Origin of the sequence: Youhaiella tibetensis (genome assembly GCF_008000755.1) — a bacterium.
In the GTDB taxonomy this organism is placed as follows: domain Bacteria; phylum Pseudomonadota; class Alphaproteobacteria; order Rhizobiales; family Devosiaceae; genus Paradevosia; species Paradevosia tibetensis.
Genome location: NZ_CP041690.1, coordinates 3237162 through 3251712, shown reverse-complemented (window position 1 = coordinate 3251712; position 14551 = coordinate 3237162). Strand labels below are relative to the sequence as shown.

General features: G+C 66.1%; 17 protein-coding genes. 4 read left to right on the top strand and 13 right to left on the bottom strand.

Translation table 11 applies throughout. From position 1 onward, the window contains the following. Positions 1–36: 36 nt before the first annotated feature. Positions 37–975 carry a DMT family transporter gene (locus tag FNA67_RS15905; RefSeq protein WP_170267334.1) on the top strand — a complete coding sequence of 313 codons (939 nt, stop codon included), beginning with the start codon at positions 37–39 and terminating at the stop codon, positions 973–975. Here the strand turns inward: FNA67_RS15905 and FNA67_RS15900 are convergent. After that, positions 935–1144, bottom strand: a complete 210-nt coding sequence (locus FNA67_RS15900; protein WP_049706080.1) for a hypothetical protein — start codon at positions 1142–1144, stop codon at positions 935–937. The genes FNA67_RS15905 and FNA67_RS15900 overlap by 41 nt on opposite strands. 73 nt (positions 1145–1217) lie before the next feature. On the opposite strand from FNA67_RS15900, the gene FNA67_RS15895 reads away from it, so the two are divergent. Then, positions 1218–2105 (top strand): hypothetical protein, encoded by an 888-nt coding sequence (locus tag FNA67_RS15895; protein ID WP_147656866.1) that lies wholly within the window; start codon positions 1218–1220, stop codon positions 2103–2105. A 54-nt stretch (positions 2106–2159) separates the two neighbouring features. Continuing rightward, the gene (locus FNA67_RS15890) at positions 2160–2600 is read left to right on the top strand and encodes a hypothetical protein (RefSeq protein WP_049706078.1); all 441 of its coding nucleotides are present in this window, start codon (positions 2160–2162) and stop codon (positions 2598–2600) included. A 3-nt stretch (positions 2601–2603) separates the two neighbouring features. On the opposite strand, the gene FNA67_RS15885 is transcribed toward FNA67_RS15890, so the two are convergent. From FNA67_RS15885 to uvrB, 4 genes are all read right to left on the bottom strand, one after another. Beyond that, positions 2604–3068 (bottom strand): SH3 domain-containing protein, encoded by a 465-nt coding sequence (locus FNA67_RS15885; RefSeq protein WP_049706077.1) that lies wholly within the window; start codon positions 3066–3068, stop codon positions 2604–2606. A 577-nt stretch (positions 3069–3645) separates the two neighbouring features. Then, positions 3646–4038 carry a hypothetical protein gene (locus FNA67_RS15880; protein WP_147656864.1) on the bottom strand — a complete coding sequence of 131 codons (393 nt, stop codon included), beginning with the start codon at positions 4036–4038 and terminating at the stop codon, positions 3646–3648. A gap of 95 nt (positions 4039–4133) precedes the next feature. Further along, positions 4134–4547: an SH3 domain-containing protein gene (locus FNA67_RS15875; RefSeq protein ID WP_170267333.1), complete on the bottom strand. Its 414-nt coding sequence runs from the start codon at positions 4545–4547 to the stop codon at positions 4134–4136. 731 nt (positions 4548–5278) lie between these two features. Beyond that, positions 5279–7915 (bottom strand): excinuclease ABC subunit UvrB, encoded by a 2637-nt coding sequence (uvrB, locus tag FNA67_RS15870; RefSeq protein WP_244616367.1) that lies wholly within the window; start codon positions 7913–7915, stop codon positions 5279–5281. Between the two features lie 241 nt (positions 7916–8156). Between uvrB and FNA67_RS15865 the strand changes: the two genes are divergently transcribed. Beyond that, a complete protein-coding gene (locus FNA67_RS15865; RefSeq protein ID WP_170267332.1) occupies positions 8157–8498 on the top strand; it encodes a DUF2568 domain-containing protein in 342 nt (113 codons plus the stop codon). A 14-nt stretch (positions 8499–8512) separates the two neighbouring features. Here the strand turns inward: FNA67_RS15865 and FNA67_RS15860 are convergent, their stop codons facing one another. From FNA67_RS15860 to FNA67_RS15825, 8 genes are all read right to left on the bottom strand, one after another. After that, positions 8513–8920 (bottom strand): DUF1801 domain-containing protein, encoded by a 408-nt coding sequence (locus FNA67_RS15860; protein ID WP_147656857.1) that lies wholly within the window; start codon positions 8918–8920, stop codon positions 8513–8515. Further along, entirely contained in the window at positions 8917–9768 is an 852-nt protein-coding gene (locus FNA67_RS15855; protein ID WP_147656855.1) for an AraC family transcriptional regulator, read from the bottom strand. Before FNA67_RS15855 ends, FNA67_RS15860 begins: the two co-directional genes overlap by 4 nt. A gap of 128 nt (positions 9769–9896) precedes the next feature. Next, on the bottom strand, positions 9897–10772 hold the full coding sequence (locus FNA67_RS15850) for an alpha/beta fold hydrolase (RefSeq protein ID WP_244616366.1): 876 nt from the start codon (positions 10770–10772) through the stop codon (positions 9897–9899). A gap of 156 nt (positions 10773–10928) precedes the next feature. Next, positions 10929–11300 (bottom strand): SH3 domain-containing protein, encoded by a 372-nt coding sequence (locus tag FNA67_RS15845; protein ID WP_053167974.1) that lies wholly within the window; start codon positions 11298–11300, stop codon positions 10929–10931. A 120-nt stretch (positions 11301–11420) separates the two neighbouring features. Beyond that, complete coding sequence (locus FNA67_RS15840; protein WP_147656853.1) at positions 11421–12152, bottom strand: DUF4328 domain-containing protein; 732 nt, start codon at positions 12150–12152, stop codon at positions 11421–11423. A 138-nt stretch (positions 12153–12290) separates the two neighbouring features. Further along, complete coding sequence (locus tag FNA67_RS15835) at positions 12291–12905, bottom strand: SH3 domain-containing protein (protein ID WP_147656851.1); 615 nt, start codon at positions 12903–12905, stop codon at positions 12291–12293. 165 nt (positions 12906–13070) lie between these two features. Then, entirely contained in the window at positions 13071–13673 is a 603-nt protein-coding gene (locus tag FNA67_RS15830) for a peptidase inhibitor family I36 protein (RefSeq protein ID WP_147656849.1), read from the bottom strand. A gap of 140 nt (positions 13674–13813) precedes the next feature. Further along, on the bottom strand, positions 13814–14491 hold the full coding sequence (locus FNA67_RS15825) for an SH3 domain-containing protein (RefSeq protein WP_053167971.1): 678 nt from the start codon (positions 14489–14491) through the stop codon (positions 13814–13816). Positions 14492–14551 lie beyond the last annotated feature (60 nt).

Sequence of the window (14551 nt, the reverse complement as noted above, 5' to 3'; positions counted from 1 at the left end):
TTTCGTTCCGGCGCGTGGCCAGGCGGGTTTGTTGCAATGAGTAGCGAAACGGCGAGAACGGGCGGCGCGGCGGCAGGCGACAATGTCAGCGCCGGGATCACGCTGGTGTTGATATCGGTGGTGGTGTTCGGCATCCAGGATGCGTTTTCCAAACTGCTGGTGCAGGACTACTCACCATTCCAGATCGCCATGATGCGCTATTGGGGTTTTGCGGCGTTTTCGCTCTACCTCGTCGTCAGGAAGGGGCCGCTGCGCCAGGCGTTCGCGTCGCGGGCGCCGCTCTGGCAGATTCTGCGCGGCGTGCTGCTGGTGGCCGACATCTGGCTCTTCGCGCTTGCCCTCAAGACGGTACCGCTGGCCGAACTCCAGGCCATCAGCCTTGTCTATCCGTTGCTCGTCACGCTCTTTGCCATTCCGCTGCTCGGCGAGAAGGTGGGGCCGTTCCGGCTCGGCGCGGTGGTCGTCGGGTTCCTCGGCGCCATGATCATCGTTCGTCCGGGCGGGCTGCCGCTCGACATGGGCGTGGTCTACGCGATCGCCTCGTGCTCGTTCTATGCCATCTACATCGTCTTGACGCGCAAGGTGGGCAAGCTCGATTCCACCGCGACCAGCATGGCCTATACCGGTGTAGTGGGACTGGTGATGACGACGGCCGTGGGCGTCTTTCACTGGGCGCCGATGGATGGACGCGGGCTGGCCATGGTGGCCGTGGTGATGATCACTACCTGCGCGGCCCACGGACTGATGATCAAGGCGCTGTCGCTGGCGCCGGCCAGCGTGTTGCAGCCGTTCAGCTATTTCTCGCTCCCCTGGGCGATCTTCCTCTCCTACGTGATCTTCAGCCACCTTATCGACCCTGTGTCGCTGATCGGCGCGGCGGTGATCGCGGCCGCGGGCCTGGTGGTGATGGCGCGCGAGCGGCTCAGGGGCTCGGTCAGCGCCGGCGCCGAAACACCGCTACCAGGAAAAGAATGACCGATACCGCCAGCACGAAAGCGCCGAGAGGCGCCACCGTGAGCGAGAGCAGGGCCGGGATCAGCGGGTCGGCCTGCGGGAAGGCGTAGGCGAAGATTACGGCAGGCAGGATACCGATGGCGAGCAGTACCAGCCCGAGTCTGAGAAAGGCCTTGGCCCAAAGATACATCGCGATTCGCCATCGTTGACAGATCGGGCAATGTGGCCACACTCGGCGCGTCAGGCAAATGAAAGGCCTTGCGATGCGTATCCTCAAGTATGCCGGTGTCATCATCCTGGGCGTGGCGATGGGGGGCAACGCCCCGCCTGCCATGGCGCAGACCGCAGACAACATGCTCGACCTCACGCTGTCGACCTTCCTCGATCGTCCCGGCTGGACGCATTTCGATGCCGGCAAGGTCGAGAGCGATGCGCGGGCCAAGCTCGCCGCGTCCGACGGGCAAATGGGCCCGATCGAGAAGGCGCTGCTGTTCGTGGACGCGATGGAGCCGCCGCTGGCGCGGTCGCGGACGCTGCTGCGCTATGGGCAGGTGACGACCGAGACGAGCGGGGGGACGGTGTCGTTCATCGAGGTGGATCGCTACAACCTGGGCACCGAGGACGTGCCGCATGTGGCCTGGCGCTTCGATTTCCAGCCGCGTCAGGGCGAGCTGGCGGGGCTGCGCGATGCCATTCGCCGCGAGATTCCGAACGACGAGGCGGCGGCTACCGATTGCCTCATCGCCGAATGCCTCCAGCCGAAATCCTCGACCGAGGGGAGCTTTGCCTGGAAGCCGATCGCGGCACCGGCGAGCGGATGGACCGTGCCCTATAGCGGGACGGCGGCCAGCGGGCACGCGGTGAGCGCGCTCGTCGCCGCCGAGATGGCGCTGGCGCTCAACATCGCCAGTGCCGATGGCAACGGCTATGTCTGGCGCGGGCCCGAACAGCCCGAGGCGGTGACAGATGGTTCCCCGTTCCTCTATTTCCTCGATGACCGGGATATCACCGGGAACGGCAGGAACGACGCCATCATGGGCATGGTGCAGCTCAACGACCATGCGATTTCCGAAATGTGGGCCCGCCGGATGGATGATGGGCAGGCGGTGGGCTGGCAGAACGCCATCGTGAGCCGCGGCAACGCACCTTGAACCCGTTCGGGCGAGGGGGCATTTCTTTCTTCAAGAAACGAGAGGTGACGATCGATGGGTGTTCTGCTCGAAATCGGGCTGGTGCTGATTGCGGTAGGCGTGGTGTTCAGCATGGCGATGCGAGGGCGGAGCGCCAACGAGCGCGAGGCGCTGACCGAGCGGCGGGTGGAAGCCTATATGGAGACCATCCGGCGCGAGCGCGCCAACCCTGAACTCAACTCGATGAGCGACACCGAGCTGCGCGACGTGCTGCTCTCGAGCGCCCGGAACCTGCGCATCGAAAGCGAGCGCAAGACCTGGACGCTGGTGGCGATCGGCGCGGTGGCCCTGGCGGCGGCGGTGGTGTTCGCCAACCAGGACGGGTTCCGCGGCTTCGGCATCTCGCTGGCCGTGGGCGCGGTCGCCATTTACGGCCTCAACGAATTCTGGAGCCGCAGGATGCGCGACCCCCTTGTGGCCAAGGGGATCGACATCGAGCGGCTCAAGGTCGAATAGACCTCAGTTCCCCATGCAGAAATAGCCGTTCGGGCCATTCATGCAGAAGCTGGCGCCGGGGTTCGGACGCGGGCGCGGCGGCGGGCGGTGACCCCAGCCCGGACCACCCCAATTGGGGCCACCCCAGCCGTGATCGGGGTAGAAGGGCGGGCGCGGATGGATCGGGTAGACCGGCGGGCGCGGGGGACGCGGACGGTAATAACCGCCGCTGGAGGAGAGGTAATTGGCCGACACCCAGCCATCGGGGCCAGGCTTGGACACGAAGCACCAGGAGCCGCGGCACTGCTGGACATCGACGGGCTGGCCGCGCGTGAGGACATCCACGCTCCGATAGCCGGTGCCGGGGCCGGAGCGGACATTGACATTGCTGGTCGCATAGGCCGGGGCGGCGAGGGCCGCGCCGGCAGTGGCGACGAGCGCCAGGGCGGCAAGGCCACCGGCCAGGATCTTGGTGCGCAAAGCAGACATTTGACGTCTCCTCGGTAGGCTCGTTTCGTTTTCTGGTGAAAGGAGAACCCTTTCCTTCCGCCATTGGATGCCGTGGCGCCTGAACGCAAGCTGAACGGATGGTTCAGGTGCCAGGGCCCGACCCTTAAGGCAATGGCAGGCATGGCGATCTCCAGAAAAGCGCCTTCGGGAGAACGTGGACGGCACGCCATGGATGCGCGCCGGCGCCTCAACTGGACGTGAGGCAACACCGAAATCCGCACGCGCCGGAGCGCTGCGGGTTTCGGGTAGACGGGCCGGGGCGAGGTCTGCCTCATCTGTATATTGGTAGTAGCGAGGCTCGCCTCGCCCCAGCGCGACAGGGATCTACAAACCCGTACACGCAAGTTGCCCGCGAGCGCACTCCGGGCCGGTCACGTCACACTTAGGCCGGGAACGGGGCGACCCCCGCTCCACCTGTCTCCCAGAACCCGGCGAACGCATCGGACGCTTTTGGCGCCCGATCCGCCCGCCGGCCGCCGACACCTCGTCAGTGCCGCGCCTTGCGGAGGGATGGGACCATGTTAGCGCGGGCGGCAAACGCGGGGATAAGTGCGGCTCAGCGCCAGTCGAAATCGTCGTCAAAACCCTCGCCCGCGCGCTTTTCGACATAGGTGCGCTCGCCGGGGAGAACCCATTCCTGCACATCGCGATCGAAATGGCCGTAGCGCTGCACGAAGGTTTTGATCGTCCCATGCGCCAGCTTGACCGCCAGGCGCACGCCGCCCGCGGTGACGGGGCGATCAGGGGAAAGCAACTGCACGAAGGCCGCCGATCTTTCGCGCGAGACCAGCTTCCTGGCCAGCAGCAGGACGTCGTTGACCCTCACCACGTCGTGGAGATCGACGACCTGCTCGGGCGGGAGCTTTTCGCTCCACCAGTCGAGTTGCAGAAGCTGATTCCGCGCCGCTTGCAGGCGGGCGAAGAACTGGTTGGTGAAGTTGGCAGACATGGGACCCTCCATTGGTGTGGAGGGGAAGTATGGGGTGGGCTGTGGGGGAGGGGATAAGCAGCAATAGCGACGAACTCCCGCCGCTTGCAACTCCGCTAGCGTGGCAGAGGTTGCTCCCACTCTGGATTCACCAGAAACCTGAACGGCGTGACCCGGGACTTCGCGGCCATTCCCACTAGGTAGCCGGCCCTTACCCATCCACCCGCCAGTTCCGGCGTTAGCGCACTGCCGAGTTGGCACCAGTCGCCGTTGCGCGTGCAGTATTTGAGGGTGACTTGCTGGTTCTTAGCGAGGGTGCCCATGACGGGGGCGGTCCAGCCGGGGGCGGTGCGGACGTTGAGGATGGCCGTGGCGCGGGCGGTCGGTTCGGCGGCGAGGGCGGGCGTCGCGAGCGGGGGCAGGGCCAGCAGGGCCAGGGCGAAGAGCGGCAGGGATTTCGGCGCGCGCATGGCGTCCTCCTTGGAGCGGATCGGAATCAGGATTTGAGAGACGGATTGGTTCCCGGTCAATCGGGACAGAGGGTTTCCCCGGTCCTGCCGGAGGCTGGCATGGCTCGGCGTGTGCATCGCTCGCAAGGCTCCGCGGGGCTTGGCGTTTGCCGGGGTAAACGCTTTTCACTTCACACGGGGAGGGAAGAGGTGAAGGCCAGCGGGAGCGCTTTTGGGTTCGTGGGGCCGGTGGTTGGGGCGGCCCCTCACCCGGCCTGCGGCCGACCTCTCCCCGAGGGAGAGAGGTGAAGTGGGGGCGAGGGCGCTTGTTTTCGTCGCCAGGTGAGATGAAGGCGGGGATCGCGGTTGGGCTGAGTTCTATCGCGGTTCTGCCGGCTCCTGGAGGGCTTTTGGGTCCTGGGGCCGGTGGTTGGGGCGGCCCCTCACCCGGCCTGCGGCCGACCTCTCCCCGAGGGGGCGAGGTGAAGTGGGGGCGAGGGCGCTTGTTTTCGTCGCCAGGGGAGATGAAGGCGGTGGCTCGCGGTCGGGTTGAGTTCTATCCCGGTTCTGCTGGCGCCTGGAGGGCTTTTGGGTCCTGGGGCCGGTGGTTGGGGCGGCCCCTCACCCGGCCTGCGGCCGACCTCTCCCCGAGGGGGAGAGGTGAAGTGGGGGGCAAGGACGCTTGTTTTCGTCGCCATGAGGGATGAAGGCGGGGATCGCGGTTGGGCTGAGTTCTATCCCGGTTCTGCTGGCGCCCGGCGTTCGTCGGGATAGCCGCTCTTCACCCCCACAAGGGGGAGAAGGCGCGGGGGTCAGTCGGCGGCGAGGTCGGCGCCTTCGAGGGTGTCGAGTTCCATTTCGCGCAGGCGCTTGATTTCGTCGCGCAGGCGTGCGGCGCGTTCGAATTCGAGGTTGGTGGCGGCTTCGCGCATCTGGGCTTCGAGGTCCTTGATGACGGCGGCGAGGTTGGCGCCGACCTGGACCTGTTCCTTGCCGTCCTTGCCCTTGCCGATGGAAACGGTGACGTGGTCGCGCTCGGCGACGGAATCGACGATGTCGAGGATGTTGGAGCGCACCGATTGCGGGGTGATGCCGTTGGCCTCGTTGTAGGCCATCTGCTTTTCGCGGCGGCGATTGGTTTCGGCCAGCGCGCGTTCCATCGAGCCGGTGGTGTTGTCGGCATAGAGGATGACGCGGCCATCCACGTTACGCGCGGCGCGGCCGATGGTCTGGATGAGCGAGGTTTCGCTGCGCAGGAACCCTTCCTTGTCGGCGTCGAGGATGGCGACGAGCCCGCATTCGGGGATGTCGAGGCCTTCGCGCAAGAGGTTGATGCCGACCAGCACGTCGAAGGCGCCCAGGCGCAGGTCGCGGATGATCTCGATGCGCTCGATGGTGTCGATGTCCGAGTGCATGTAGCGCACGCGGATGCCCTGCTCGTGCATGTATTCGGTGAGGTCCTCGGCCATCTTCTTGGTGAGGACGGTGACGAGGGTGCGATAGCCGTTCTTGGAGGTCTGGCGGATCTCGTCGACGACGTCGTCCACCTGGCTCTTGGCGGGGCGGATCTCGACGGGCGGGTCGATGAGGCCGGTGGGGCGGATGACCTGTTCGGCGAAGACGCCGCCGGTCTGCTCCATCTCCCACGAGCCGGGCGTGGCCGAGACATAGACCGATTGCGGGCGCATGGCGTTCCACTCCTCGAAGCGCAGCGGACGGTTGTCCATGCAGGAGGGGAGGCGGAAGCCGTATTCGGCGAGCGTGGCCTTGCGGCGCAGGTCGCCACGATACATGGCGCCGAGCTGGCCGATGGTGACGTGGGATTCGTCCACGAACACCAGGGCGTTGTCGGGCAGGTATTCGAAGAGCGTCGGCGGCGGCTCGCCGGGGCGACGACCGGAGAAGTAGCGCGAATAGTTCTCGATGCCGGCGCAGGAGCCGGTGGCTTCCATCATCTCGAGATCGAAGAGCGTGCGCTGCTCAAGGCGCTGGGCTTCGAGGAAGCGGCCGGCGCCGTTGAGCTCCTGGAGGCGGGCGGCAAGCTCCTGCTTGATGAGCTTGATGGCCTGGTTCATCGTCGTGCGCGGCGTCACGTGGTGGCTGTTGGCGAAGACGCGGATGAAGGTGAGGTCGGACGACTTCTTGCCGGTCAAGGGATCGAACTCGGCGATGGCCTCCACCTCGTTGCCGAAGAGGGTGATGCGCCAGGCGGCGTCTTCATAGTGGGCCGGGAAGAGCTCGATGGTGTCGCCGCGAACCCGGAAAGTGCCGCGCACGAAGCCGGTGTCGCCGCGCTTGTACTGGAGGGCGACCAGCTTGGCGAGGAGCTCGCGCTGGTCGATCTTCTCGCCCTTCTGCACGTCGATGGTCATGGCCGTGTAGTCTTCGACCGAGCCGATACCGTAGATGCAGGACACCGAGGCGACGATGATGACGTCGTCGCGTTCGAGCAGGGCGCGGGTGGCCGAGTGGCGCATCCGGTCGATCTGCTCGTTGATGGTGGATTCCTTCTCGATATAGGTGTCGGTGCGCGGAACGTAGGCCTCGGGCTGGTAATAGTCGTAGTAGGAGACGAAGTACTCGACCGCGTTCTCGGGGAAGAAGGACTTGAACTCGCCGTAAAGCTGGGCGGCCAGCGTCTTGTTGGGGGCGAGGATGAGGGCCGGGCGGTTGGTGCGGGCGATGACCTGGGCGGCGGTGAAGGTCTTGCCCGAGCCGGTGACGCCGAGCAGGACCTGGTCGGTCTCGCCGTTCTCGATGCCTTCGATGAGCTCAGCAATGGCGGTGGGCTGGTCGCCGCGCGGTTCATAGTCGGTGACGAGCTTGAAGGGGATGCCGCCTTCGCGCTTTTCGGGGCGCTCCGGGCGGTGAGGCACCCAGGGGGCGGAGCCTTCCACTTCCTTGCGGCCGTTGAGGATGATGTCTTCGAGCGCCTTGACGGTGGCGCTGATGCCGACGGTGGCGGCGCCTTCGAGGGACGAGCCGCGCTTTTTGGATTTCGCCTTGGCGGTATCGAGCGCATCGCGCAGCTTGCCGAGGACTTCCGGGTCCTTGGCGGCTTCGCGGGAGATGTCGCGCGCCGTCATGCGGTCGCGGGCGGCGCCGGAGGGCATGTGGTTGAAGCCGGCCTGCATGCCTTCCTCGAGGCCGGGCAGGTTGGTGGGGCGATCAACGGAGTTGGCCTTGGACTTGGGAGCCTTGAGGGCCATGCCGGTGGCGGTGTCGCGCCTGGACTGGGTGGTGCGGCGCTTTTCGAGCGCGGTTTTCGGGGCGACGGCTTCCTCGGCGGCGGCGCGGTCGGCGCGGTCGAGGGCGCGCTTGTTGCGCAGGCGTTCCTGCGGCAGCGGCTTGCTCGCGGCCATGTCCTCGGCCTTCTCGATCTCGCCCAGGAAGTCATCGATGGAAAATTCGGCTTTGCCCGGACGGGCGGATTTCTTCTCGGAGGCCATGGTCGATCCGTCTGCTGGCGCGGAGGCAGTTTCCTCCGACGCTCCCACGATAGATAGGGCTCGTGACAGGTAATGTCAGTAGTGGCGTGATTGGTTGCCCCTGCTTAGCATGCCAGGAACGGAAAGGGAACAGGGGCGCGAGCCTCCAAACACAAATGCAGGTCGGAAATACGACCTTGGCGGAGAGGCAGCGCGGAGCGTTCGTGGCAGGGTGGCGCGTGACGGAAACAGGAGGTTAGGCGTGGATATCTTGAAGGGGGGCAACCTGCTGGTGGCGTTCGTTGCGGAATTGGCGATGCTGGCGGCTTTCGTGGTGTGGGCGCTTGGGCTCGACCAGGCAGGCTGGCTCAAGTGGCTGATCGCGGTGGTGGCGGTGGTCGTGGCCGCGACGGCCTGGGGCATCTTCGCGGCGCCGAAGTCGGGCATGCGGCTGGGCGAGCCGTGGCTGACGGTCTTCAAGGTGGCGATGTTCGCACTGGCAGTGCTGGCACTTCAGGCGGCGGGCCGCACGGAATGGGCGGTGGTGCTGGGCGTGGTCGCCGCCGCGAACCTGGTGCTGATGCATGCCTGGGGGCAGGCTTAGGACAAGAGACGCCGTCAGCGTCGGCGATAGGTCAGCGCGGCGCGCAGGCACAGGATCAGCGGCGCCTGCGGCAGCGGGCCCGCAATCGGCATGATGACGGCGCGATTGCCCTCGAAGGCGAAGACATCGGCGAAGCCGGCGCGGAATGACTCCACGAGGCTGGTCCGGCAGTTGAGCAGCACGGCGGCGGCGTCGGGAGAAGACCGGGTGGCGCCGAGCCGGATCGTGGTGCCGCTTCTGCTGGCTTCGGTCAGGTAAGCCGGTTCGCCCCATTTGAGGGCTTCGGTGAGCGGGCCGACGCCTTCGGTCCGCGCGGCCACGGCAAAGATGAGCGCGCGAATTTCCATCAGGCGCGTCGCAACGGGCGCGGGGTAGCGCGCAATGGTCCGCGCAACGGGCTCGGGAACGGGCGGGGCGCTCATGGGGCGGACTTGAGCGGGAGGTGGATGTCCGTTCGCAGCTCGGTCGGCGGCACATGGCGGGGATCGTTGAGGTAGGCCTCAAAGATCGGCGCATCGGCGGGTTCGTGACTGGAGGCGGGCAGCCAGACACCCAGGAGCCAGCGATAGGCGCCCCGCATGTCGGCATAAGGGCCGGTATAGCTCAGCTTCGCGTAGGGGCCGCCGCGCAGGACCGTTTCAACCAGCGGCGGATCGATCGAGAACGAGCCGGCAACCGGCAGGCAGGCCCGCGAGCGCAACGCGTCCTCGGGGCCGAGGTCGGGATCGTCGAAGAAGACCCCGATCATCGCGGGCGCGGCGGGGAGGGCCTGGCGCGCGACCAGTTCGGCGAAGAGCCTGCCCATGGCATGGTCGATGGCCATGTAGGAACCGGCATGATCGATGCCGGCGCACCGCCGCTCGGGCAGGTGTTCGATGGTCACGGGGAAGGCATTGGCATCGCCCGCTGCGTTGGCGGCCTTGAAGGCGGCGTGCGAGCCGCCCGCCCGATAGGCCGCCGGGCTGGCGCCGTATGCCTCCCTGAAGGCGCGTCCGAAGGTGTCGGCGGATCCGTATCCGGCGCGCTTCGCAACGGCTTCGATGTCGAGATCGGAGTTGGAGAGACGCTCGGCGGCGCGCTGGAGCCGCAGCCTGCGGATAGTGGCGACGATCGTTTCGCCCCGCATGGCCGAATAGATGCGGCTCCAGTGATAGGGCGAAAGGCAGGCGACTTCCGCCAGCCGATCGAAGGACAGGTCGTCCTCCAGATGGGCGTAAACGTAGTCGAGCATCCGGTTCAGGCGATCGTTGTAGCTATCCTGGGTGCGCATGGGAGCCTCGTCGTGCTGCAAGTCATAAAGACTCATGGCATGGCGTGAACAGGCAAATCCTGCGGAACTGCGGCTCCGGACGGCCACGGAGAGGCGGGAAGAGCTAAACCCATCCCGCCTCGATTCGCCTAGAACTGGGGCGGCTTGGGCGGCAGTTCGGCCGAAAGGAAAGCGGGGACGGCCAGCTTCATGATCTCCACGTTGAGGGGGTTGAAGAAGACCCCGATATGGCTGGTACCCGGCAGGATGAGCAGCTGCGCGGTGGAGAGGCCGTTGATATCGCCATTCTCGGTGCCGCCGAGCAGCCGGTAGAGCGAGGCCTGGTGCTCGAGCGTGACGATATCGGCGTCGCCACCGATAAGGAGGGTGGGCGCCTTGATGGCCTTGATGTCGGATTCCGGCCAGGAGAACGGGGCCTCGAAGGCGATCATCTTGACGGCGAAATCGCGGAAATGGTCGGGGGTGGGCGAGAGGCGTTTGTACTCGCTCTCGAGCGGGGTGCCGACGAACATTTCCGGCGTCATGGTGGCGACCATTGCGTCGTAACCTTCAGCGAGACCGTCGGTGGAATAGCCGCCCGAGGCTGCGATGAGCCGCTCGACCTTTTCGGGATGGCGGATGACAAGCTGCAGCGCGATGCCGGCGCCCATGGAATAGCCGAAAATGTCGGCCTTCTCGACCTGGAGGGCATCGAGCGCGGCCGCGACGTCATCGGCCATGCCTTCATAGGTGATGGGAGTGTCGCGATCGGTGGTGCGGCCGTGGCCCTGCATCTCCAGGGCAATGACCTTGTGATCCATGGCGAGGGTGGGCATGAGCGCGGCCCAGTTGGTGTCGATATTCATCCAGGCGCCGTGAATGAGGACCAGCGGCTCTCCCTCGCCGTGGATCTCATAATACATTTCCAGGCCGTTGACCGGCAGCGTGCCGGTGCGGTCCTCGGCGAAGGCGGGCGTGGCGAACATGGCGGCGACCGCGACGGCGGCCAAGGCGGAGATCTGCATTTTCGTCCTCTCGTTTTCGGTCGGGGCAATTGGCCCTGATACCGACACGACGAGACGGCCCCGCCGTAATCGACAAATGGACGAAGAATATTTTGGAGAAAAGAAAAGCCACTCCCGGGGCAGCGGGAGTGGCTTTGCCGGGGCGGGCGACCGGGCTCAGTAGGAGGCGAAACCGAAGCCGAAGGAAACGTCGCCGCCCGGGCCGAAATTCATGCCGAAGCCGATGCTGGGTTCGACCGGGGTCACGGCCACGATCTCGGCGTCGTCGTAGCCGTAATCGAAATCGAGACGGCTCTGCTTGACCCAGCCATCGGGGCCGGGATGCTTGATGTAGCACCAGCCGTAATTGCAGCCGGTGACGTTGACGTGCTCGCCGGCATGGAGGGTGTCGACCCAGTTGCCATAGTTGCCGGCATCGTCGCGAACCTTGACGGTACCGGTAGCGACGGCGGGGGCGGCGAAGGCGGCTGCCGAGGTCAGCGCGAAGGCGGCAGCGGCGAGGATCGTCGAGATCGAGTGCTTGTTCATGATGGTAACCTCTGTGTCCCTGGCAGCGGTTACGGGGCCGCTGTTTGTGAGGACGAGATTGCCAAGGGCCGGCTGAACCGGGCCTGAATGCGGTGTTTAGGCCGGCGACAGGCGCCGGGTTCAGACGCGGGCGAAGTTGGTATTGGCGGCCGGCGGAACGGCCTCGTGCTCCTGGGCGTGACTGTGCTGGCGGTCGCGGTAGGCGGCTTGAAGCCGGTTGAGGCGGGAGACGATGCGCATGATGACCAGGGCAAGGGGAACGGAGAGCGCGTCGCCGCCGAGGCGGAAGACGTTGCCGACCAGCAGGCCGCCGATATCGTCCTTGCGCGAGAACACCATGATGGCGATGGCGACGCTGAACATGAAGTTGGTGGTCAGCCACAGGAACCACCAGAGCGCCAGCGCGTCGGTGCGCCGCCTGCGATAGGGCGCTTCCGGGTCTGCGCTCACCGACCAGATCTCGAACATGGCCTGGTAGGGGCGGAAGAGATTGAAGATGGGGGCGAAGTACCAGCCGACGGCGGCGCCGGGGGTGAAGCGCATCGGCTTGATGGCAAGCGCATGGGCGTTGCACGCGACGCGGTAGACCCAGGTGAGGAACAGCACTGCCACCACGATGCCGAGGACGCCGTGAATGGCGCTGACGAGGTTGTGGCGGAATTCGGTTTCGAGCACGGCGGAGATGACGGCATCGGAGGCGTTGCCGCGGCGGAGCTGGACGAGAGGCAGGCGGGCGAGGAAGCCGGTGACCACCGCGACGGCTGCCGCGAGGAGGTTCAGCACAAGAAAGAAGATCAGCCAGCGCGAGAGCCGGGTCGGCCTGGCATAGGCTGGACGCAGGTGGTCGGACATGTTTCCCCCCGTAGTAACGCTGTTGCGTCTTGGCTACGCGTAAATTGTTGGCAGCAAGCGCGTGCGCTGTCGAGCCCGCCAAAAGCAGAACGCCGTCCCATGGGACGGCGTTGCTCGCGGGGGAACAAATGTGGGGGCTCAGTAGACTTTGTAGGACGAGATCACGTCGTTCCAGGCGCCGCCGACATTGGTCTTGGAACTCACCCAGACCGAGCAGCCACCGGCGAAGTTGATGTCGCGGCAGACGCGGACCTTGGCGCCGCCATAGAGCTTGACCGAGGAGATGCGATCGTTCCAGGCCGGATCGATGATGGTTTCGCTGGTGCCCAGGTTTTCGCAGAAGGAGGCGCCGCCGTAGTTGATGTGCTCGAAGAAGCAGGCGCGGGGCGCGGCGGCGGGCGGGTGCGGGAAGGGGAACTGGCCATTGCCGACGCCGATCGAAACCTGCGGGCCATCCGGGCCGATGGTGACGCCGAAATTGAATGGCACCTGCTTCTTGCCCTGCTTGATGGCGAGATAGTTCTTGCTCACCCAGCCGTCGGGGCCGGGGCGCTGCACGAAGCACCAGGAGCCCTGGCAGGTCTTCACGTTCACCTGCTCGCCGGCATAGAGCACGCCGATCTTGGCGCCGCCAGGCGCGTTGCGCAGGTTGACGTTGCCGGTGGCCACGGCGGGAGCGGCAAGGGCAGCGGCGGTGGAGCCGGCGAGGGCGACAGCGGCGACAGCCGCGATGGTGAGCTTGTTGTTCAGCATGATGGTGTTTCCTCTGTTGCGGCAGCGACTTAGGCGTCGCCGTTCCTGAGGCAGAAAAAACCATCGCGCCGCTGAACCGGCACTGAACGGGGTGTTTAGGAGACCCGCCGATTTCGTTCAGAAAAGACGGGAAGCCGCCCGGCGGGGCCGGACGGCGCGGTGGAATCAGTAGACGCGGTAGGAGGACACGGCGCCGCCAAAGCCCTCGGGGAGCCGGCCCTTGCTCTCGATGATACGCGTGCAGCCGTTGGTCATCTTGAAGTCGCGGCAGATGATGGCCGAGGTATTGCCGATGACCTCCACCGAGCGCACCTGGTTGTCGCGATTGAGGAGGGCGAGGTCGCGCACGTAGGTGCCGGGCGGGGAGCAGAAGCTGGCCCCCGAGAAGTTGGCGCCGGAATAGAAGCACACCATGCCGGGGCCGCCGGAGGGGTAGTTGAGGCGCGGGCCGCTCCACGGGCTGCCCGGACGCAGGCCGAAATTGAGGCTGTCGAGCGGGAACCAGCCGGCTTGCCTGCCGGCCCTGATCTGGCACCAGCGGCCGGTGCAGCGATCGACGAGCACGCGGATCTCGCCCTCGACACTGCCGACCTGATGATAGGGCGAGCCCGGTCCGCTCAGCAGGGCGCCGGCATTGTTGGTCCAGGCGTTGGACCCGTAAAGGTGGGCCTTGCCGGCAAGGGCGGCCTGGGTCGAGAAGAGGGCGAGGATGATGCCCAGCAGGGCGGACACCAGGGTGGTCAGGGACAGACTGTCGGGACGATGCATCCTAAAAGCTCCAAACCAGCAATGTGTTGGGAGGCTAGCGCGCGGCGGCGGGGGTTCCAAGTGCGAAATGGACGCGGGGCAAACGAAAACGCCGCGCGGGGGCCGCGCGGCGTCTGGAAGGGTGCGATCCGAACCGGTCCTTAGTAGACCTGGATCGAGGAGATGGAACCGTCGAAGCGGCCCAGGTTGAAGGCGTCGGTGGTGTAGACGCGGCAATCGCCCCGGAAGTTCGGACGGGTGCAGACGCGAACCTGCAGGCCATCGCTGTTCTCGATCGAGCCGATCATGGAGTCCCAGCGGCCGAGCTGGGCGATGCGGTCGCCCGATTCAGCGCAGAAGCTGCGGCCGCGCATGCCCGGGTTCTCGTAGAAGCAGACTTCGCCGAAGCTCGGACGGGGCGCCGGCGGGCGCGGGCCGGGACGGGGCGGGATCGGGCGGACCGGCGGCTGGCCGATACCGATGGAAACGCCGCCGGGACCGACGGAAATGCCGAAATTCGGGTTGGGATTGGCCGGCCCGATGACCTGGGGACCGCCGCCGCCACGGCCGGTGGACAGGTAGTTGGACGAAACCCAGCCGGAGAGGTTGCGGCCCTCGATATAGCACCAGGATCCCTGGCATTGCTGCATGTCGACGCGTTCGCCCGAACCGAGGACGCCCACGACGGCTCCACCCGGGGTGGACCGCACGTTGACGTTGCTGGTGGCGGTCGCCGGGGCCGCCGAAGCGACCGACGGCAGCAGCGTGAACACGCCTGCCGCGGCGATCGCTAGGCCAGCCAGCGCGGTGCGCAAAAGCTTGGCTGTCTGACGTTTCATTGGACGCTCCTCGTCTTTTTCGACAGTTGTTTAGCCGGGAACAGAACGAGGCGCGAGGAT